The 22,465-nt window shown below is 42.5% G+C and carries 15 protein-coding genes; 5 read left to right on the forward strand and 10 right to left on the reverse strand.

From position 1 onward, the window contains the following. Position 1: 1 nt before the first annotated feature. Positions 2–2,341 carry a beta-galactosidase gene (locus ACN9MR_RS05845; RefSeq protein WP_426328668.1) on the reverse strand — a complete coding sequence of 780 codons (2,340 nt, stop codon included), beginning with the start codon at positions 2,339–2,341 and terminating at the stop codon, positions 2–4. 206 nt (positions 2,342–2,547) lie between these two features. Between ACN9MR_RS05845 and ACN9MR_RS05850 the strand changes: the two genes are divergently transcribed. Further along, complete coding sequence (locus tag ACN9MR_RS05850) at positions 2,548–4,695, forward strand: alpha-N-acetylglucosaminidase (RefSeq protein WP_426328669.1); 2,148 nt, start codon at positions 2,548–2,550, stop codon at positions 4,693–4,695. On the opposite strand, the gene ACN9MR_RS05855 is transcribed toward ACN9MR_RS05850, so the two are convergent. From ACN9MR_RS05855 to ACN9MR_RS05885, 7 genes are all read right to left on the reverse strand, one after another. Continuing rightward, a complete protein-coding gene (locus tag ACN9MR_RS05855) occupies positions 4,637–5,179 on the reverse strand; it encodes a LacI family DNA-binding transcriptional regulator (protein ID WP_426328670.1) in 543 nt (180 codons plus the stop codon). The two genes, ACN9MR_RS05850 and ACN9MR_RS05855, sit on opposite strands and share 59 nt — an antisense overlap. Continuing rightward, positions 5,149–6,594 (reverse strand): right-handed parallel beta-helix repeat-containing protein, encoded by a 1,446-nt coding sequence (locus tag ACN9MR_RS05860; RefSeq protein WP_426328671.1) that lies wholly within the window; start codon positions 6,592–6,594, stop codon positions 5,149–5,151. The genes ACN9MR_RS05855 and ACN9MR_RS05860 overlap by 31 nt, the downstream gene beginning before the upstream one ends. 28 nt (positions 6,595–6,622) lie before the next feature. Next, entirely contained in the window at positions 6,623–7,951 is a 1,329-nt protein-coding gene (locus ACN9MR_RS05865) for an IPT/TIG domain-containing protein (RefSeq protein WP_426328672.1), read from the reverse strand. 34 nt (positions 7,952–7,985) lie between these two features. After that, positions 7,986–9,815 carry a RagB/SusD family nutrient uptake outer membrane protein gene (locus tag ACN9MR_RS05870; protein ID WP_426328673.1) on the reverse strand — a complete coding sequence of 610 codons (1,830 nt, stop codon included), beginning with the start codon at positions 9,813–9,815 and terminating at the stop codon, positions 7,986–7,988. Between the two features lie 40 nt (positions 9,816–9,855). Continuing rightward, entirely contained in the window at positions 9,856–13,290 is a 3,435-nt protein-coding gene (locus ACN9MR_RS05875) for a TonB-dependent receptor (RefSeq protein ID WP_426328674.1), read from the reverse strand. A 147-nt stretch (positions 13,291–13,437) separates the two neighbouring features. Further along, positions 13,438–14,568 carry a FecR family protein gene (locus ACN9MR_RS05880; RefSeq protein ID WP_426328675.1) on the reverse strand — a complete coding sequence of 377 codons (1,131 nt, stop codon included), beginning with the start codon at positions 14,566–14,568 and terminating at the stop codon, positions 13,438–13,440. 88 nt (positions 14,569–14,656) lie between these two features. Then, positions 14,657–15,220 carry an RNA polymerase sigma factor gene (locus ACN9MR_RS05885; RefSeq protein ID WP_426328676.1) on the reverse strand — a complete coding sequence of 188 codons (564 nt, stop codon included), beginning with the start codon at positions 15,218–15,220 and terminating at the stop codon, positions 14,657–14,659. A gap of 868 nt (positions 15,221–16,088) precedes the next feature. Here ACN9MR_RS05885 and ACN9MR_RS05890 point away from each other — a divergent pair. The 3 genes from ACN9MR_RS05890 (at position 16,089) to ACN9MR_RS05900 (ending at position 18,708) form a co-directional block, all read left to right on the forward strand. After that, positions 16,089–17,039 (forward strand): alpha/beta fold hydrolase, encoded by a 951-nt coding sequence (locus ACN9MR_RS05890; RefSeq protein ID WP_426328677.1) that lies wholly within the window; start codon positions 16,089–16,091, stop codon positions 17,037–17,039. Between the two features lie 183 nt (positions 17,040–17,222). Then, the gene (locus tag ACN9MR_RS05895; protein ID WP_426328678.1) at positions 17,223–17,519 is read left to right on the forward strand and encodes a hypothetical protein; all 297 of its coding nucleotides are present in this window, start codon (positions 17,223–17,225) and stop codon (positions 17,517–17,519) included. A gap of 364 nt (positions 17,520–17,883) precedes the next feature. Continuing rightward, positions 17,884–18,708, forward strand: coding sequence for a transporter (locus ACN9MR_RS05900; protein ID WP_426328679.1), 825 nt, complete (start codon positions 17,884–17,886; stop codon positions 18,706–18,708). A 416-nt stretch (positions 18,709–19,124) separates the two neighbouring features. Here the strand turns inward: ACN9MR_RS05900 and ACN9MR_RS05905 are convergent, their stop codons facing one another. Together ACN9MR_RS05905 and ACN9MR_RS05910 are read right to left on the reverse strand one after the other, a co-directional pair. After that, the gene (locus ACN9MR_RS05905; RefSeq protein WP_426328680.1) at positions 19,125–19,712 is read right to left on the reverse strand and encodes a TetR/AcrR family transcriptional regulator; all 588 of its coding nucleotides are present in this window, start codon (positions 19,710–19,712) and stop codon (positions 19,125–19,127) included. A gap of 20 nt (positions 19,713–19,732) precedes the next feature. Further along, positions 19,733–21,322 carry an ABC-F family ATP-binding cassette domain-containing protein gene (locus ACN9MR_RS05910; RefSeq protein ID WP_426328681.1) on the reverse strand — a complete coding sequence of 530 codons (1,590 nt, stop codon included), beginning with the start codon at positions 21,320–21,322 and terminating at the stop codon, positions 19,733–19,735. Positions 21,323–21,786: 464 nt separating this feature from the next. Between ACN9MR_RS05910 and ACN9MR_RS05915 the strand changes: the two genes are divergently transcribed. Next, positions 21,787–22,164: a response regulator gene (locus tag ACN9MR_RS05915; protein ID WP_426328682.1), complete on the forward strand. Its 378-nt coding sequence runs from the start codon at positions 21,787–21,789 to the stop codon at positions 22,162–22,164. Positions 22,165–22,465: the final 301 nt, after the last annotated feature.

The following is a 22,465-nucleotide window of genomic DNA, read 5'->3' on the forward strand; positions in this document are numbered from 1 at the left end:
ATTATAGCCCATTAAATAATTTTTCGGCCAGATATAGTCTGAAGTCTTTAATCCTGCCGGTTTCCATATCCTGCCGCGGCAATATTTTTATGCCGCTAATGCCTATCTGTGCGCCCAGATCAATAATAACCTGATGCGGGTGTTTTGGTCTTTGATCTTTCCATTGGCTATGCCAGATACTCGTATATTGAAGGTCAAACACATTTTCTGATTTGCCATCCTGACTTTTCAGTTCTTCGCTGTCTACATATACGATTTTCCATAAGGTCCTTGGGATTTCTTTGCCATTTTCGTCCAGAAGCTCTAATTCGGCCGCGGAAGTATATGCATCTTCTGCAAAGTTGTTTAAGGCTTCAAGGGCGATATATCTGCCAGTTTTTAATGGAAAATTGAAGATTTGCCAGGAAGCAGAATTTTGCATTGTTCCGCTATAGATCAGATGGCTGGCATTATTTCCAAACTGCTGCCTGCCTTTACGGTGGTTGCTGCTGACTTTCACCTCAGTAAGGCTATCGAGGATCGGTTTTTCCAATCCCTGTAAACGTGCTGCAACCGGTTGGTGAAGGTCGAGAACGACCACCACGTTTTTTCCTGTATGTAACCACACGCCGGGAACATACATGGTTTGAGTAGGACCAATATTCCAGTAACGTCCAAGGCAGTGTCCATTGATCCAGACTATACCTTTTTTAAACCAGCGCATATCCAGGTAAAAATCTTTTTTGTTTTGTGCCGTAAAAGTGCCTTTATAAAAGGCCGGTTCGTTTATTTTTCCAGCCGTTCCAATGGGCTGATATTTAAAAGCTGGATTTCCCTCTCCTAAGGGAATAGAATAGTGTTTCCATCCTTTTAGCAGAGATTTTGAAGTATGGCCTATGCGGTAAACCTCACCAATTAAACCCTTACGGTCGTGCATGTACTCCCCGAAATTTACCCTGCCCATAGCCTCCACCAATATACGGAGCCTGGTATTTTTAGCTAATGCAGGGAGGGCAATGCTGTGCTCATTTTTCATTCTGTTCAATACACCAATCAGTTTCTGATCCAGGTATACTTCTGCATAATCATGCACTTCTCCAAAGTCGAGCGTACTTTTCGCTCCTGCGGTCAGGGTGGTTTCATAAGCCATCATGCCGTATCCCTGGGCAAGATCTTCCATATTTAAGGTCGTATCGGAAAGTCTAGGTTTACTCAGTTGCCTTAAGATAGGCGCTACGCTGGTTAGGTTAAATGCCGCGATCTTTTGTACTGGAATAGCTGGAGGTATTTCAGGTAAAACTTCTCCTGGTTGAAGATGTTTTTTGAGCATGTCCCGTAAGGCATAGAATTTAGCATTTGCCGACCCGTTTTCACTAATGGGTGCGTCGTAGTCATAACTGGAAGTTTCAGGTGAATAGGGCTGGCAATTGGCTCCTGCCCATAAACCGAAGGAAGTTCCGCCATGGATCATATAGATACTGAATGAGGCTTTCTGCTGCAGCATGTAATCCAGCTCTTTTACCATGCGTTCAGCGGAACCGGTATGGTGGGCATTGCCCCATGAATCAAACCATCCAGGGTAGTATTCACCACACATCAAAGGTCCTTCAGGCTGAACCTCGCGTAAGGCTTTAAAACCTGCTTCGGGATTGCTTCCAAAGTTGACCACGGCAAAAAGGTCTTTTTGTACATCGTTTTTTAGCTGGACCACTCCATCACAGGTGAAAAACGGAACGTCGAATTTGGCATCTTTCAGGTAACCCCTGAGTTTTAACAGGTAGTCTTTATCGCTCCCGTAACTGCCATATTCGTTCTCTACCTGTACCATCAGGATAGGACCACCATGGGTAACCTGCAAGGGGCTTAAAATACGTCCAACTTCTTTCAGGTATAAACGGCTACGTTCCAAATAGTAGGGATCCTGTGTCCGCAGTTTAATATCCTTTTTCTGCAGTAGCCACCAAGGAAAACCACCAAATTCCCATTCGGCGCACGAATATGGCCCCGGGCGCAATATCACATACAATCCTTCCTGCTGTGCGATTTTACAGAATTCGGCCGCATCGGCCTGTCCCTGCCAATTGAATTTGCCCGGTGTAGTTTCGTGGAAGTTCCAGAACAGATAGGCACAGACGGTATTCAAGCCAACGGCCCTGACCATTTTTAGGCGCTGCCTCCAGTAAGCTTTTGGGATTCTGGCAAAATGCAGTTCGCCGCAACGGATCACAAATGGTTTACCGTGTAGAATAAAAGATTCTGTACTGATCTTAAAAGGTGCTGCTGTTTCCTGCTGGGCTAAAACCGATGGGATGTAGGCAACGGAAAGCATAGAAAATATTAAACCGATTAACTGTTTTTTCATGACTGAATGATGGGAAAACACAAATATTTAAACAATGCTAATCAAAAAAAAAAGGAATAAAATATGGAAAAATTACACAATCGATTGCGGCATATGAAACAATCGATTGTGTAATTTTTAAGGCAATCAGGGCCGTATTTCGGGTGAATTTTTAATGTTTATTTTATTTACTTTCGGTCTTTTTGAAATAGAAAACCAAATAATTTATGCGAAAATTTACCTGTTTACTTTTGTTTTTAATCCCTTTGAATCTTTTGGGACAGCCGTTTAAGTCGGTACAGGAATTGATAAAGCGAAGAACACCATGGTTATCAGATCAAGTAGTTTTTAAGCGGCTAAAAAACGATCAGAAGGATGTATTTGAGCTAAAGAGCATGGGGAACAAACTCATCATTAGTGCTTCCGGTGCCAATGCTGCTGCAGTTGGGTTAAATTGGTATTTAAAATACTATTGTAACCGCTCCATGTCGCACATGGGCGATAACCTTTCTGTGGTATACCCAATCCCACAGGTGAAGGCGCGTGTACGCGTTGAAGCCCCCGCCAAATACCGTTATGCCTTAAACTATTGTACCTATAACTATACCATGAGCTTTTACGATTGGAAAGATTGGGAACATGAGCTTGACTGGATGGCTTTAAATGGCGTTAACCTGATGCTCACCGTAAATGGCATGGAAGCCGTATGGCAGAATACCCTGAAACAGATCGGCTATTCTGATCAGGAGATTAACGATTTTTTAGTAGGACCAGCGTATACCGCATGGTGGCTGATGGGAAACATTCAGGGGTGGGGAGGTCCGATGCCTCAAAGTGAGATCGATGGCCGTAAAGCTATGCAGCAAAAAATGATGGCCAGGATGAAAGAACTGGGAATAGCACCTGTTTTACAAGGCTTTTATGGGATGGTTCCAAGTTCCTTGAAGGATAAAAGTAAAGCGCAGATCATTGACCAAAAAACCTGGGGGGCATTTAAACGGCCTGATATTTTAGTACCTGACCGGTCCGACTTTTCCAGAATAGCAGGGATATACTATAGTGAGCTCCGGAAAGCATATGGAAAGGATATCCGTTTTTTTGCAGGAGATCCTTTTCATGAAGGTGGGATCACCGAAGGCATAGATTTAAAGACTGCAGGCAGGTCTATCCAACAGGAAATGCAAAAGAGTTTTCCCGGATCAACCTGGGTGCTTCAAGGCTGGCAGGATAATCCCAAACAGCAAATGCTCGATGGACTTGATAAGTCGCATGTGCTGGTACAGGAGCTGTTTGGCGAATTCACCAATAATTGGGAGAAGAGAAAGGGCTACGATTCTACACCATTTATCTGGAGTGTAGTGAATAATTTTGGTGAGAGGCCAGGTTTGTATGGAAAACTGCAACGCTTTGCAGATGAGGTAGACAGGATCAGAAAAGGCCCCTACAAGGGTGTGTTAAGTGGTGTAGGGATTATGCCCGAAGGATTGGATAATAATCCTCCTGTATATGATCTGATGTTGGAGCTGGGTTGGCGAGATGATCACGTGGAGGTTAAAGACTGGTTGAGTGGTTATGCTAAATATCGTTATGGAAATTCAAATCCTCATATTGATAAAGCCTGGCAGGGTTTCCTGGAAACCATTTATCAGAGCATTCCGGGGTATCAGGAAGGTGCAAGTGAATCTGTGTTTTGTATCCGCCCAGCACTCGACACAAAAGCTGTTTCCCATTGGGGCACCCGGGTAAGAACCTATGATCTTCTCAAATTTAAAGAGGCGGCCCTGGAATTTGCAAAAGCAGTACCCGAATTTAAGCATTCTGACACCTATCAGATCGACCTGATCAATATCTTGAGACAGGTACTGGCCAATGATGGGGAGCAGGTTTTTCAGACCATGGTTAAGGCTTACAATGAGAGAAATACTGAGCAGTTTACCAAAGTGTCTGCTCAGTTTCTTAATATGATCCGCTTAACTGATGATCTGTTATCTGCCCATCCTTATTACAGGTTAAATACTTACAAAATTCAGGCATTAAACCTAGGGAAAACTGAGGAAGAGAAAAAGCTGAACATACATAACGCGATGATGCTGGTCACCTATTGGGGTGAAAACAACCCGGCGGAAGATAACCTGCATGATTATGCATATAAGGAATGGGGAGGGTTAATGAAGGACTATTACCTGGTAAGGTGGGAGATGTACATCAAATATTTACAGAGCGAGCTTCAGGGCAAAAACATACAGGCTCCCAACTTTTTTTGGTGGGAGCGTGCATGGGTAGAGCAGAATATGGAACTCAAAGCAGACGGGAAGGTTAAGCCCCTATCTGAGGTAGTTGCTGAAATTCTAAAATTGAAAACAGGTGTTCAATGATCTGATGAGACTGATCACTAACAATATTCCTGCTGTCTAAAATGGCAACAGGGATATTGTACTTTCTGAGCTGTTCAATCTGCTTTGAAGGTACTTTAGGTTTGCTAAGGGCAATCAGAATACCATCTACCCTCAGGTTCATCATGTTTTCGAGGATTTGTCTTTCCTGCTCTGGTTTATCAAACGACTGACCAAAAATTACATTGTAATTTCTGTTATGGGAAAAACGCTCGATTTTACTCAGGATGGAACAATAAAGGGGCTCTGCAATGTCTGGGAGCACAACGCCAACCGTAAAGGTTTTTCCCTGTTTTAAGAAAATTGCATTTTGATTAGGATGATAATTCAGCTCTTTCGCAATTTTATTGACCCTCATTGTAGTAACAAGGCCAATACTTGGATGACCTTTGAGTGCTCTGGATACCGTTGAAGGATTAATTTTAAGCCGTTTGGCTATATCTTTGATGGTAGGGATCTTTTCCATTTTTTTAGGCGGTTAGCGTAAAACTTTGAGTTGACGATTTTAAAGGCAGAGTTGTTATCCTGGCCGCTGGATTTTTTCCAGGCCTCGAAATCTGTGATTGGATTACCATTGGTGCTGTTCCAGATCCATTGTGGCTGCCCTGTGCTAAAATAGCTATTATGGTCTATGAGATTATGACTTCCGGTTGAAGTGTACTTATGTAAAAGAACATCCTGAGGGCCGGCATAAACGCGGTTGTGCCTGATCACATTACTATCGCAGTGTTCAGTCAGTCTGATCTCGCCCTCAATTTCTCCAAATGCCCCTAATACGCGGTTGTTCTGAAATAAAGTATTGTTCAATATGGAGCAATTCTTAGTCCCGGAAATAGTGTAATTTAAATAATCACCCAGGTAAATGCCGGCACGGTAGCATTTGTAAACCAGGTTGTTTCTTACGGTAGTTGTTCTTGTGGGATAGATATTGCTTTCGCTAACCAGACCGATTCCTCTGTCGCTTTCATAAACGATATTGTTTTCAATCAGGGTATTGGCTCCTCCGCAAACGTAAATGGAAATTGCACCATATCGGTCTGCTCCCCAAGTTTCAGGCGTTTTGGTCATGGAGTTGTGGTGAAAAATATTATTACTGATGATCCCGTTGCGGGCATAGTTTGTAGCGATAGCTCCATTGGGATTAAGGCCGTCGCCACCGGCTACAATAACACCGATGTTCTCGGTATCATAAACTTTATTGTTGCTGAACGTGAAGCCATCTATATTCCCGGCAAGGGTTACGTTTTCACTTGTTCCGGTTTGCGTATCGTGGACGGTACAACCGGTAATCGACAGGTTTGAGATGGGCATGGTGCCGTTCCCAACAGCGAGTATGGCATGCCCGCTTCTGCCCTGGGCAAGCGTAGTATTGTTTTTGATGTTGTAAATATTGCAGTTTTTAACAGCAATGTGCTGTCCGCTGCCGTAAATTGCAATGCCCTGGGGATCTGTGCTGACCACAGAACTGTGGAGGTTGCAAATGTCAAAACCATCGATGGTTACCCAGCTCACATTATTGATCGTGATCAATGCCTGCCATCCGGTGACGGCGATTTTACTGCCATCAATAACTGGTTTTTCTTTAGGATAGCTTCGAAGGCTGATAGGTTTGCCTGGCGTTCCCGACTTGGTAAATTTTACCTGCTGATGGTAAGTCCCACCTCTCACCAATACCTGGTCTCCAGGTTCAGCTAAATTTAATGCAGCGTTAATGGTTTGAAAAGGAGCGCTAATACTTCCGGTATTATTGTCCGAGCCATTAACGGATACGTAATATTTGTGGGGCTTCTTTCTAACCTGGTAGGTAACGGCAAATGTTTTGGTAGCACAAACCAGGGTTTGTGCTACCAAAAACAGGCCTAAAAAACAATAAAATTTCATATAATACTGAAATGAGGTCTTGGTTAAATTATTCTGAGATGATCTTTCTGATCCTGTTATTGTTTTTGTCCAGTACATAAACGGTCCCGTTTTTATCCACGGCAACGCCGCCAGGTGCGCTAAAAGAAGCCTGTTGTCCAAATCCGTCTGTATAACCTGCAGTGTTGCTTCCTGCAAAGGTGCTTACCTGATAATTATTAGCCTGGATGAAACGGATGCTTTGATCAGGATTGCTGGTACTGCCACCGCCCGTTCCATTGCCGGCCACATAAATATTATCGTTGTTATCTACGGCAATGCCCCATGGATAGGCAAACTGTGCCGATTTGGGGTCGCCGTTTATATAGCCTATTTTGTCTTGTTGGCCTGCAACAATACTTCCCTGCCATGTACCGGCATTAAATTTTCTGATGACCTGGTCACCATGCGCAGATACGAATAAATTACCAGCATGGTCAAATTTAATTCCTGCAGGATAATTGAGACCCGAAATGGTTTCCTTGGTGTTACCCTGAGCATCGATCTGATAAACGCTTCCAGGGCTCGAACAACTCGAGTAGAAAACCTTGCGGCTGCTTTTGTCAAAAGCGATGCTCCAGGGTTCCTGTCTGCCAAAACCCCATGTTTTGGCCTGCCCATCTGGCGTGATCATTCTGATGTCCCAGTTGCCAGGGTCTACACAATATAGGTTTCCACTGCCATCAATTGCAAGATCATAAGGCAAAGAGAAATTTGCTGCGCTGCCTTTACCATCTGCATAACCAGCAAGGGCAGGGTTACCTGCCAGGGTACTCACGTTTCCTTCCGGATCGATTTTTCGGATACAATGATTGCCTGGGTCAGCTACATAGACATTGAGTTGGTCGTCTACCACGATGCCTGAACTTCTGTACCAATTTTGACCGGAAAAGTTGAAAGAAGCATCTGTTCCTTTGCCGTTGGCAAATCCTGCTTTACCGGAGCCCGCAAGGGTTGTAACTGTCCGTGTATATTCATAATTAAAAATGGCCTCACTAGAAGCTTCTTTATTTTCTATCTTCACTTTTAAGGGGCCTGATTTTGATTTTTTTGGCACTACTACCATGATCTGTGTCGCGCTGGCCCCAATTACTTTAAGCGGCAGGTCATTTAAGATCACAGAAATTTTGGAGAGATCAGTGGTGAAGTTAGTTCCGGTAATCAGTACTTCCGTGCCACCTCCACCTTTTTTGGGAATAAAATCTGAAATAGCAATTGGAGAAGAAGGATTATAACCGTCAGTTTTATCTTTTTTGCAGCCTGCGATCAGGAGCAACAGACAGATCATGCAGCTTAACAAGTGCGACCGTTCTGCCATTATATTGATGAATCTTTTCATGTAATTCTTTTTTAAATACATTATGATGCTTTAATTACCAACCTGGATTTTGTACCAGGGCCCTGTCGCGGTCGAGTTGGTATTGAGAAATTGGGAAGAGGTACATTTTGTTCTCCCACGCTCTTTTTTGAAATAATGTGCGCTTGTAAAAAGAGGTAAAGCCAAATCCAAGTCCGCCGTCATCTTCATTCACATTCATGGTGTAGATTGTTTGATTTTCAGCAGCACCTAATAATAGTCTTCTGATGAGTGTATAATATCTATCACCTTCGAAGCATAACTCTACCTGTCTTTCTTTAAGAATGTATTTTCTCATGAGTTCCTTATTTCCAACCGCATTAGGATATACGGTTTCAATACCGGGTAAACCTGCTCTGGTCCTGACCAGGTTTAGCGTTTGCACAACCTCAGGATTGGAAGGGTCATACTCATTTAAGGCTTCAGCGTAATTGAGCAGGATCTCAGCATAACGCATGATGATGAAAGGCCTGTAATTAGTGACATCCTGTCTGATGTTATCAGCAGGGCTTATATTTTTCAGAAAGTTGTAACCGGTGATGTTATTGGTGATTCCGGTGGCTTTGGCGCCAGCTTTGCCTGAATAATAAAATTCTATTCGTCCGGTACCGTCAATATTGCCGGCTGAAGAATAATAATTCTTATCGTCAACAGTAGGAGCAGGCAATACCGGTCGGCCATTGTATTGGATATACGCATAAAAACGGGCTTCCCTGTTGGCATACATATTCCATTGGCCCTTTTTATGTCCCCAGCTCTGATCGCTATTATTTTCTGCAAAGCCGGTTTCGTTATATTGCGACAAAGGATCATCAATAGCACGGCCATTATTCATATAGAAAGCATCCACAACATTTTGAGTTGCATTGTAGAGATTGATCCCGCCAGGATTGGGTGAAGAAGCTTTGGTGTAACCCCAAAAGTTCCATGAATTTCTGGAAAAAAGGATTTCGCTGTTCCAATTGGTTAGGAAGAGATCCCGTACAGAAAAATAAGGATCAAACCTGGTGCCGCCATTATCCAGATTGGTGAATAATTTATAAGCATTGAGGTTTATCACCGCTTTCGCGGCATCTGCAGCAAGTTTCCATTTATTTGGATCAAATGATGTGGGAGCGAGCGCTTTTCCATCCTGATTTTTTAGCGAGCTGAGTGCCGGGTTTCCGTTCCATAGTGGACTGGCAGCCCAAAGCGCGATCTGTGATTTCACAGCCAGACACGATCCCTTTGATGGCCGCCCATAATTGCTGGAAGAAGCCCAGCTTACCGGCAGATCAACGGCTGCTTCATCCATCAATTGATTCACGTAGTCTTTGCATTCATCAAAAGTATTCCTGGGGTATTTATTAAAATCTTCATCCAGGGCAAGGGCACCGGTTAATTTTACCACTGGGCCGTATTGTTTGATCAGCTGCCAATAAAACCAGCCCCTTAAGAACTTTGACTCTGCTTTGTATTGAGTCTTTAAAGCTGAACTCAACTGCGATTCAGGTACCTTTCCGATATTAGCCTCAAAAATAAAAGTTGATCGGATGCCGGTATAATAATGGTCCCAATGGTCATAATAGGCATTTACAGGGCTCCAGTTTCCTGCAACCATTTGTCTGATATTTGTTCCCGGGATAGAAACAGATGCTTCATCGCTAATGCCGATATGTGCAAAGTCGATTTCGAGCACTGCACCATAAATGTTATAAAGGTAAGACTCTGCATTTGCCCGGTTGCTCCAAAGGATCTCTGAAGTAAGGAGGTTATCTGGCTTTTCATCGAGGTGTTTGCATGCCGATAGGACATTAGTTAAAAACAATGTTCCTACTGCTATGATGATTAAATATTTGCTTTTCATCAGAATATTTTTTTATGCTTGTAATTGATCAATACTTCTTTTAAAGGGATGCTTTTAGTCCCAGCGCAAATGTTCTCAAAGGCGGGTAGCCTGCCGCGTTGGCGCCAAGTTCCGGGTCCCACAATTTAAATTTGGAGAAAGTGAGTAAGTTCTGACCTGTGAGATACAGATACACTGACTTGATCGATACCTTTGTTAGCAAAGCATCCGAAAATTTATAACCCAAGGTGGCTTGTTTTAAACGGACGAAGCTGCCATCTTTGGACCACCAGGTACTTGGCTGATAATTATTGCTGTTCTGATTGGAAATCCCCAGTCTGGGATAATATGCATCCTGTCTAGGGTTTTCAACAGTCCATCTGTTTTCCAGATTGGCCAGCATGCCCGAAGGATATTGACCCATGCCTGTAAAAGGTACTATACCTGCGCCACTTGCTCCATCACCTGTTACTGCAGCGCCATTGGCCATAAATGATACATCGGAAATGCCCTGGAAGAAAAGAGAAAGGTCTACGCCTTTGTAACCTACCGTAAATCCTGCTCCATAAAGTTTGGTTGGAACATCTGATTTTCCGGTATACACCCTGTCGAAACTGTTGATCACCCCATCACCGTTCATATCTTTGTACTTGATGTCTCCCGGCTTTAAATTTGCACCAAACTGGCTTGCACTGGCAGCAATCTGTTCAGTAGAAGTGAATAAACCTTCAGCGACGTACATGAGGTTGTCTCCCAATTTCTGCCCGGTTGCTTGCTGATATGCATATAGCTGTTTAGGTTCATCCCGTTCAACGATCTTATTGTTGTTATAGGTGAAATTTCCATAAAGGCGAAGCGATACCCCTCCAATCTTCTCGTTGTATTCAACATTGGCATCTACCCCCTGATTATTCATCTCTCCTAAATTGGCGAATACTGTTCCGGTTACACCTAGAATGCCCGAGAGCGAACTACGGGCAATGAGGATGTTCTTTCTTCTTTCTTTATACAGGTCTACTGTAATATTAAGTTTATTGAACAAACCGATTTCTGTACCGAAATTGTCTTTGGTCGCTTTTTCCCAGGTCAGGTTTTCTACACCAAATACACTTTCTGTTACCCCATTAAATATCGTTCCATTAAAGCCCAACCCTATAGAGCTCCCTGGCCCATATTGGCTCAGATAAGGGAATCTTTTGAGACCGTTGTTAATTCCAATCTGATCATTTCCTACAACTCCATGAGAACCTCTAACTTTCAGTAGGTTAACCGTAGCCGATAGGTTTTTGAAAAAAGGCTCGTTCGAAATTACCCAACCCCCTGAAACAGAAGGGAAAAATCCAAACCTTTTGCCTGGCTCAAAGTTTTCTGAACCCGTATAACCTGCATCAAATTCGAGCAGATAACGGTCTGCATAATCATAAGTTACCCTGAAAGCCATGCCCTGGTTTTTGTAAGGGATAGAAGAAATCACATCTCCTGCTGAGCTAACTACCCTGGTGCGCATATTATATAAAAATAAGCCGCCAACATGATGATGGCCAAACCTGCGGTCGTAAGTGATGTTGGTTTCCAGGTACATTTTTTTCTCTGCGCTTGATGATTGTGAGTAACCAAGGAACTGTTCTCCGATCCTCGATTGGTTAAGGATCAGGTTACCATCAGCATCTCTTGAACTGGCCAGGAAAAGGTTGTTCCTTCCCGTTCGCCTATTGTCGTTTTCACTGTACGAATCAAAAGAGAACCTGGCCATTGCGCTCAGTCCAGGAGTAAAACGGTCTAATTTCTGATTGATGGAGAAAATGGATTGTATGGTAGGGCGGAATTCTGCTGCGTAACCCGAATTTTGAATTTCATTGAGCGGATTGCTCCCCCCATTATTGAAGGGACCGGCCCATGATCCGTCCGGGTATTGGATCGGGAAAGCGATAGGCGGGGTTAAATAGGCATTATACCAGATTCTGCTTGCTGACAAACCCGGGTACCTGCTGCTCACCAGCATGGCATCCAGGTTCATGGACAAAAGCGTTGTCGGGCTGAGGTCGATATCAAGGTTGGTCCTGAAATCATATCTTTTAAAATTTAAATTTGGATTATAGTCGTTTTGTTTGGTCACTTTATAACTGCCATCCTGGTTATAAAATGAGGCGGAAACATAGTATCTCACACTTTGAGAGCCTCCGCTTACATTTAAATTGGTATTAAAACCAGGAGCCCAGTTTTTATAGGTTGATTTGATCCAGTTTACATTAGGGTAGAGGTAAGGATCCAGGCCACTTGCTGTTTTCTGGATAATTTCTTCTGAATATACAGGTTGATTGCCGTCATTAATATTGGCTTCGTTATAGAGCCTCATCCAGGAAACACCATCCAGCATTTTTGGTGTTTTAGTAAGGCCAGACATGGAGGCTTCGGTTTTTATGGAAATGAGTGGTTTACCAGCAGTACCCCGTTTGGTATTGATGATCAGCACACCATTGGCTCCCCTGGCGCCGTAAACTGCGGTGGCAGAGGCATCTTTAAGTAAGGAGATACTTTGTATATCTTCCGGGTCTATGTTATTGTAGGAGCCTCCGAAAGAACTGTTTACATCATCCCGCTGTACGCCGTCAATGATAATAAGTGGTTCTGTATTGCCGGTAAAAGTTCCTATGCCCCTGATGGTAAAAGAAGCGTTGTCATAACCTGGTTCACCGCTTCGCTGCATAGAGATAATCCCAGCTACTTTACCGGCCAAAGAATTCGAAAGTGAACGGTTAGGGGTCTGCATATCCGACATATTGATCGTGCTAACTGCGCCGGTAATGGTTACCTTCTTTTGTTTACCATAACCAACTACTATTACATCCTCAAGGGATTTGTCTTCTTCTGTCAGGCTGATGCTGATTTCTGTTTGTTCGCCCAATAGTATTTCTTTGGTAATGAAGCCTACGATCTGAATGACCAGCGTTTCATTTTTATCCGCCTGGATTTTAAAATTTCCGTCCGAATCTGTAGAGGTTGCTTTTTTAGTTCCTTTAACGAGTACCGTTGCTCCTGGAATGGGGTTCCCTTTTAAATCGGTTACCTTGCCCCGTATTTCCTGGCTACTGAAAATGCTGCTCAGTTTATCAACGGCCTTGTCCAGAAGTGAACTTTCTTTTTCTTTGATCAGGATGGTATTTCCATCGATGACATAGGTTAAGGGGAGATTATTCAGGATTTTCTTTACTGCGGTTTCCAATTCTTCATTTTGGATAGAAATGCTAATTGGATTGATCCCGTTGAGGACTTTTCTGTCGAACAGGAAATTATATCCACTTTGATTATGGATCTTTTCTAATGCACTCTTTAATGATATCCGGCGTTCATTAAGGGTGATGCGTTGGCCGAAGCTTGCCGCACTTACCTGCATTAGCGTGAAAAGGAGTACGATGGTGGTTAGGCGCATAATCATCCATATTTTACGGATATAACGGTCTGTTACACCCGATTTGCTGGCATAAAATCTATACATTTTGTTATATTTGGTTTGTGCAGCGGCCGCTTAGGTCAATTTGTTGGCTACTGCAGGTTTTGGTTAGTAATTTTTATTAACTGAATGCCAGGTAATTATCGGGGGTGTGTCCAGCACCCCTGGTGATTTGGCATTTTAGGAAAGTAATTATTGCATCACTGTTACCCTCCTTCCTTCTATTTTGAAACGGACTCCACTAACAGTTTCTATCCACTTCAGTACTTCAGACAATTTACTTTTTCTCGACACTAATCCGTCCAGAACAGGTGTTGAAGCTACTTTTAACCCTGGTTCATAAACAACATCTACATTATACCATCTTGCAATCTTGAGCATGGACGAATTTAAATTCTCTCCGTCGAAGATGAAGTTGTCGTTTTTCCATCCTAATGTTTCTGCTGTATTCACCAACCGTGAGGTTATTGTACCTTCAGCATCAATAGAAACCTGTTGACTAGGCTTTAATACTACAGTTTTTACGTTCTGGGTATTTTTTAGACTTTGAATTTGCATGCTTCCTTCTACCAGGGTTGTTTTGCTGAGGGGTTCATCAGTATAGCAATTGATGTTAAAAGATGTTCCAAGGTCTTCGGCGATCTGGCCAGTACTTATTACCCGGAAAGGTTGTTTCGCATTGTGGATAACCTCGAAATAAGCTTCTCCTGTTAATTCTACCCGGCGTTCTTTCTGACCAGCGAAGCTGGAAAGGAATTTTAATGAGGACGCGGCATTTAACCATACACGGGTTCCATCGGAGAGCGTGATCTGGTACTGACCCCCCTTCGGTGTAGATAGTACGAGTTGCTGTGTTGCTCCTTTCATCGAGCCGATTTCACTTATATCTGTTCCGTCGTTATATTCCAGTCCGGATTTATCAACCACCACTCCGCTGGTTAAATTCTTTAAATCAAATTTTTGGCCATTTGCCAGGGTTACTGTTGCTTTATTGCTACCAGGTTGAATGTCGTGAAGCGCCAGATTGTAATCAGTGCGTTGGCTATGCAGGTAAAAATAAAGCCCCACGCTTATCATAACCAGCAGCGATGCTGCAATTAATAGTTTTTGACTTAATGTGCTGAACTTTCTTTCGGCTGGCAGGGTACTGGTCATCTTTTTTATAATGAACAGGTCTTCGAGTAGTTCCTCTTCGGTTAAACCCAGGGGAAGATCTTTATTCCATTGGGCGTACCAACTCTCTAAAAAGTTAATTTCTTCAGGTGTACAGTTACCTGCCTGTTTCTTTTGTAAAAGCTCGTTAATTTCCTCTTTTTGCATCATTGTTAAAAGGCGAAGGAGCGTACCTTCCGCATTCAGGGGTTAAAGACGAAGTAGAATAACTTAGGGGGTAAAGGAATTTTAAAAAAAATCAGAGCGAGAGGAAAAACATGGATCCAAGTCTGGTACGTAACACCTTTAGTGCATTGTTTATTGTAGTTTTTACCGTTTGCTCGGACAGGTTTAACACTTTTGCGATTTCCTGATGACTTAAGAAGTTTTTTCTGCTCAGTTCGAATATCTGACGGGTTCGGGGAGGAAGGTTGGCAATTTCCTGATCTATAATGGCCTTTAGCTGGTTTTGTCTGACGAGGTAATCGGTTGTTACGAGGCCTTTTTCTGCAAAATCTTGAATGGATTCCGTGTACGATTTTTTTAACTTCTGCTTTGCCAGCAGGTCGAATATTTTATTTCTGATTGAAGTATAAAGATATCCGGAAAGGGTAGTCTTAAAAGTTATTTCCGCTCGTTTAATCCATAAGGTGGTAAAGAGTTCATGAACCAAATCCCTGCATTCTTCTCTTAATTGAAGTCGTTTAAATGCATGTATGTATAATGTAGCATGATAGCGGTGATAAATTTCGGCGTATGCCAAATGGTCGCCAGACTTGAGTAAGTCAGCTAGTTCCTGATCATTATGGTGTTTATACGACATGTTGCTTGGATGTACTAACATACATAAATAATGCATATTGGCAAAAAGATTTCATTGCTACTGACTGATAGCGGACCAAACAAGTAGCTGGGTTGCTCTCGGTTAAGCGGGATTGAAGCTTTAAAAAAAAAAGCCAATATACAGGAAAGAAGAAAGCTGCAAGATTATTAAGAATTCGCGGATTATTTTAAAATTTTTTGTGAAGCCAAAGGCTTTTATAGATAGGCTAGAGCGTTTGATATCAGTGCTTTGTATTTAGTTTTTGGTTGACTCAACAAAAACTCGCTTCTTTTTTATGCAGATAATCTATTTGATTAAATTACTTTGCGAGAAAGGAATAGCCAAGTGCTTTTAACCCAAAACTGAACCCTGATTTTCTCCGTAATATTCTCTTTTCGACAAAGCGAAAATATCGTGATATTTCTTTAGGAGTACATTCTATTTTTAGCGATTATCTCCAGGAAAAGAATTTCTTTGTTATCATTATTATTTTGCTGCTGATTAATTATGATAGGCTTGGGTGTAAATAATTGGTTTATCTGAAGTCTGAATAGGTCCCCACGATGCAATTGTCCTCTTAATTTTTTAAAAAATCTGACTTACAGTTATGTAGCCAACCTCGCAAATTACTTCAGGTAGTGGGCCCAACTTATATTTTGATTAATTTCACGGATATTTAAAAATGCTTTGGGATCATCCTGGCCGCTATGCAGGTTGTTTCTCGTTATCGTGGTGATCCTAATGGCGTTTATGTCGGGGCTACAAATCGTCCAATCCAATCTTCATTTTGTCCACTTAAACCCTAAAAGCACTTCGGAAATTTATGGTTCCACTACTTTTGAACTGTAAACAAAAAATACATTAAACTATGAAAATTACAACATTACGGTGCGGAATGAAATCCGTAGTATTATTTGTCCTTTTGGGAGCTGGTTTTGCTTCCTGCAAAAAAGATGATGTTCAACCTGATCCTGTAGTAACTGTTAAAGATTACCATCAGACTGCTGTAACGCAATTTACAACGGTGGGTGATGCAAAAATTGCCTATAGGGTATTGGGAGATCAGGATGGACTGCCTTTGATTGTGGTTTCTCCATTAGGAAGTTCGATGGATGATTGGGATCCTGCCATTACAAATGGATTGGCGCAAAAAAACAAGGTGATCATTTTTGATTTACCCGGAGTAGGTGGTTCGACCGGAAAAACGCCTGATAACATCGCTGATATGGCAAAAAGTGCTGTTGCATTTATCAAAGTGCTGGGGTTCACAAAAGTGAATATCCTTGGGTTTTCTATGGGTGGATTTATTACGCAGCAGGTGGTGTTAACGGAACCCGCGCTTATCAATAAAGTGGTTTTGACCGGTACCGGACCTAAAGGGAGCGAAGGATTGTCGAACCTGCCAAATCTATTGGCGCAGACAGCAGGGCTAACTCCTGAACAAACCTTCTTAAAATTCGCCTTTACCTCTTCCGCAACAAGTATTGCTGCAGGAAAAAGATCGTGGGACCGGACGCTTTTAAGAACTGTAAACCGTGATGCCCCTATTAGTGCTGAAAGCAGTGGAGCAGAGTTAACGGCAGTGTTAGGGTGGGCACAGCCATATCCTCAGGCATTGGAAGAACTTAAGAAAATCACTCAGCCAGTATTGGTCGTTCAGGGTGAAAATGACATTCCGGTGCCAGTGGTGAACGCTGTGAACCTGTCTAGAAGCATACCCAATTCAAAGCTGATCATTTATCCCGATGCGGGCCACGCTTCCTTTGCACAGAACCCAGACTTATTCGTACCTACTGTACTTGAGTTTCTTGCAAAATAATAATCCTTAAAAAAATGTTAGTTAAGGCTGTGGGCTTTCGCCCACAGCCTTAGTTTGTTTATGCCAGTATCCCGGTGGAGATATCGAGTTCTGCACAGCCCCTTAACTGAACGCTGCGCTTGATCGGGATATACAAGACAAACTGTTTTTAGCTGCTTTTTAACCGCGCGATGTTGTTTGACTGTGCTTACTAAACCCATGATGGTTATTGCTGGACAGGATTCATCTTGTCTTGCATGTAAAAAGGGTTGGGAAAGCACTCCAGCTTTGTTTTTCGAGCGATTAGGTTCTGGGCCTTCATCTGATGCCCGTGGTGAGCTTTTTACAACCGATAATGATGAACCTCTTCGTTTCCAGATCATCGGCTTTCATTTTGAAGGTGGAGAGGGATTTGCCGTTGCCGATATGCAGAAGCAGGCTACTGCGACATTGAATCCTGCCCCTAGATGTACCCGATGCAATGCAGATCACCGAGGATGATTTCCAAAAAACGCAGTCTCGTTAAAACCTTGCTGATGGATCAAAAATCCATAAGGGAGTAGGTGTTTCTTATTTTGATAAAATTTTTTACGATTCGGGTATTCCGCCTTTTTCAATAGCGGAAATCTGCCTGGAAAGCAGGTCAGGCTTTGTCAAGGAACATTATCTATAATATCCAATTAGACAGTAGTTAGGTAGGGATATAGATTGATCGGCCAGCTTACCTTTCTACTGATAAAGATTTTAGAGGAGCCTTTTAAAAACAGCTGCTGTCCAAAAAGGTAAAATCTAACAAGAGATAACCTGCGCCATTTTGGCTAAACAATTCAACCTTAATTAATGTTCTGCTTTTACGAAAAATCAGATGAGAAAAACTTTACTATTATCCGCCTTTGTTTTAATTACGGTTTCTGATCTAAAGGCCCAGATAAGACAGACCTATAATCTTCTTCATCCCGTTCCAAAGGAAAAGCTCAGGGAAATGGAGACCGACAGACCGGATATTACCGAATCTCCGGTGACTACGGATGCTGGCCATCTTCAGGTGGAAACCGATCTTTACCGTTTGGAAAGGACACGTAGTGAAACATCGCTCGAAACTACCCAGCTTTTTAACCAGGCCAATCTCAAACTGGGACTCACCCGGTCAACGGCCATACAGCTGGTGGTGCAGAGCTATATCTCAGAAAAAGTATCTTTGGAGGATGGACTGGAGCGCAATCATGGTTTTGGTGACCTAACGGTACGCATTAAACAGAACCTCGTAGGAAATGATAAGGGAAACTTCGCAATTGCACTGCTGCCTTATCTAAAATTCCCTACGGCATCGGCTAAGAGTGACAATAATTATGAGGGCGGCATGATTGTGCCAATGGCGCTCAAGCTGGGCCGGAAATGGAAATTAGGGATGCAGGTAGAGTTAGACAGGTTACAAAACGAGGAAGGTGAAGGGTACCATACCCAGCTTCTCGAATCATTGACGGCAAGCCATCCCCTGTTTAAAAAGCTTGACCTGATTGCCGAAACATACTATACTTATGATCTGCAGGCCCACCATTGGAATAATTTTGTAAATGCTGCACTCCAGTTGGAGGTAGCGAAAGATATTAAGATAGATGGTGGACTGAATTATGGTATCCAGCATGATGCGATGAAGAGTTATTTCCTGGGGCTTTCTTTTAGGTTATAATTTCCTGAAACATTTTATCACATTTTCGGCTGTAAAAGCAGGGGCATGTTCAATTGCATTGCAGTTTATCTGTTTCAGATTTTTTCTGCCCCTTAGAACTATTAAAACGTCAATGGAATCTTTACTGGGCAATTTGACCCCATCTTCATAAAATCTTGTATAGTGATTTTATAATGCCTGCTGTTTGCCCAGTAGGCTATGTAACATGGGTACTTCAAACGGGATATGCTGAAAGATATCTATGTTCATACCTGATAATCAAACCTGTGTTTAATCACAGCTGAAATTATAGATTCTTCTGCCGTCGACGGCCTTAATAAAGTTTGACCGGGCATATCGGGCACTGGAACAGGCAATTCTGAATTACACATCAAGACTGGAGAATCACCTTCCCATATTTTCATTTAGTGTAATAGCTACTTAAAAAGCAGTCCCATAATCATTTCCTTCCGCTGATTGATCAGAACTGAAAAATCTTCCTTAGAGATCTGAAATAACTGCCGGTAGAGTGGAGCCATGATCAGTGGATAAGACAGCAGAGAAAAAAGGTTCATTAAAAAATGTGCGGGATCCATTTTTTCAAGGATACCGCTCTCCATTTCTGTCTTGATATCCTTCAGGAATTTATGGATCGGGCCAGACTGTATGTTCTCCATCAGTTCCTTGCCAAGGGTGTTGATTTCAGTTACAAGAAAAGTTTCCTGGTAAGGAAAGGCTATCATATCTTCCAGGAAAACCCCGATGAGATTCTCGATCTTCTCCCTAAATGGCCTGTTCTCCTCAAAACATGCATCAAGGCGTTGACTAAGCCCCATCATTGCTTCTTTGAATACCGCCTCGACAAGAAGATCTCTTGAGCGGAAATAGTAATGTAGGGATGTTCGGTTCACACCTGCTGCATCGGCAATTTCCTGCGTGGTGGCATGAAGTTTTCCCTCTGCAAAAAATAGCCTCTTGGCTGTCTCCTTGATAAGGTTCTCTGTTCCTGTGTTTTTGAGCGGCATTTTTTCTATTTATATTGTTGTCAACTTATGGTTATCCTTTGGGAGATTCCGATCTCACGGATAAAATATTCGTCATGGGAAATCACTATTAATGTGCCTTCAAAATCCCTGATGGCCGAAGTTAAGATTTCCAGACTCTGTACATCAAGGTTATTGGTTGGCTCATCCAAAATAAGTACATCGGTCGCACTATTACTTACCGAGAGACAGCATAAGGAAAGCTTCATCTTTTCTCCGCCACTCAGCCCGGCGCATTTTCTATCGAATGCTTCCGAATCAAACTGTGAATAAATCAGCAGCGCCTTGATTTCATGTTCCTGTAGTCCGCTATTGTTAAACTGCTGTACCTGCTCATAGACTGTAAGTGCTGGATCTATCATGGTATAATCCTGATCGAGGTAAAGATAAGAAAATTCAGACCTGATGAAATTTCCGTCCAAAGGCTCCAGCTTACGGGTGATGATTTTAAGCAGGGTGGTTTTACCCGATCCGTTTTCACCTTCAATCTGTATCCTGTCCCCTGATCTGACCTGAAATGTAAGGGGCTTCCATAAGGGGATACCATTATAACCGAAATTCAGGTGTTCAGCATCGATAAGGACTTTTCCGGAATGGAGCTCAGAAGTCCCAATGTTGATTTTGAGTGGCTGATACTGCAGGATCTGAGACCGTGTCTCGCGTATGGTGTCGGCCAGACCCGATATTTTCTCATTGTGTGCATCAAGAACTTTCGCAGTACTTCTTTCCGACTTGCTCTTCAGTCCGCCAGCAATGATGCGCGGCATGGAATTGCTCTGTCCCGCTGATCTTCCCCTTGATTCCTGCATCTGTCTTTTGTAGGCAACCTCTTTAGCTTTTTTTTCTGTCTGTTTCAATGTCTTTGACTGTTCATTGAGCTGGGCCTGGAGCGCATTGACTTTTTCCTCTTTTTGCTGCTGGTAAAATTCAAAATTTCCACCGAAAACTTCTATTCCTTTTTTGCTCAGTTCCAATGTCTTGTTCATCAGGCTCAAAAGAGATCTATCATGACTTACTACCAGTATCGTAGCTTTGCTCTGAAGAATAAAAGTGTACAGTTTCTTGCGGGTCTTGGCATCAAGGTGGTTGGAAGGCTCGTCCAGAAGAATAAGCTCCGGATCGTGCAGATCAAGCGACGCCAGAAATACTTTTGTTTTCTGCCCCCCGCTTAAATTGCCCAGCTTTTCTTCAAGGGAAAAATTATCAAACCCCCATTTTTGAAGAGCACTTTCCACTTTTTTCTCAATTTCCCAGTCATCATCTAGGTCTGTAAAGTAATCTGGCTCTGCACTACCGTTAAATATGGCATGCAATGCCGCTAATTTTTTATCTACCCTGAGGGCGCCGGCGATGGTCAATTCATCGTACTCACCAAGGTGCTGAGGTACATACCATGGTTTTTCATGAAAAGAAATCTCTCCCGAGGTTGGAATTATCCTGCCCGCAATCAGCTGCAGAAGCGTAGATTTTCCTACGCCGTTGATTCCCACCAAAGCGGCTTTTTCTCCTTTGTTAACCGTTAGGTTGAGTTCCAGAAAGAGTTCTTCGTTATCTGTATGTATGTAGGTAAGGGATTTTATTGTTAAGCTCATATGATGAATTTTTCTAGTTATTCATTGTGACAGGCAAAGATAATTTATATTATTCAATTTTGTTTAACAAAATTGTTAAATAAAAAATAAATTATTTTACTTTTGCGCGCTTATTGCAATTTATCTTGTTGATTGTCTGGCTTAAGTGTAATCTGTTCAGCTCAACGGCGCCTGCGCTCTTCCCTCAACCGGCTATACCTGCCACTACTGTAATTAGCAGCGCAGACATTGTTAAAAAGCACGGCGGTGAAGTTGGTGTCGACAGTATTCAGGGGCGTGGAAGCACTTTTTGGTTTAGCCTTCCTCTATCAGCGTAAGTTTAAATCTTAAAAACAAAACGTTAATGGACATAATAATTTAACAGGTGCTCTTTAAATATTTTAAGCGGGTGTCTCTCGTTTTTTATTAATTATCTTTATTTTTATGATAGCATCGGGCCTTCCCCTAAAATTGTGCAGTAGTATATGGAAGAAACTATAATGGTGCAGGACACCGACGAGTCTATATTGGATGTTCTCAAAACAGCTCTTGAAATGGAGGGATTTAAAGTTATTCCGATTCTCCATTGTGATGATGACGTGATTAATATTGTTGATAAAAACAGGCCACATGTGGTTGTGCTTGATATTCGTCTCGCTGACAAGGATTGCATAAATCTGTGCCAGAAGATAAAGGCAAAATATCCCCATCTTCCTGTAATTGCCTTAAGCTGTAATGTAAATATCCGCGATAGATATGCAAAAGAGGGATTTGACGGCTACATAGAAAAACCGTTTGACCTTGACCTACTATATAGAACAATACGTTTACATCTGCCTCTAAATTCGCGTAGCCTGGATTAGCCGTTAGCATTATTCTCCAGGATATCGGGGCCACCCAACTGGCTAAAAGCGGTATCTACCAGTTTCTTGCAAAAGGCTTCGTCTCTGAATAGCCGGGAATTGCAACGGCTTTACGATCAGCCTTTTTTATCAGTCCTTCTTTAGCATCTGGTTCTTCTTGTGGAAGATAGCCTGATGGCTACATGTGCGCCTTCTCTGGCGTAGGCAAAGGCTGCAGCGATGCCCATGCCAGAATCGCCACGTAATTAGTGCCTTTATTCCCGTCGGTCTTCCCGAACCTGCTGTTGTCAAAACTTTTGGC

It is taken from the genome of Pedobacter sp. R-06 (assembly GCF_049913135.1).
Lineage (GTDB): Bacteria > Bacteroidota > Bacteroidia > Sphingobacteriales > Sphingobacteriaceae > Pedobacter.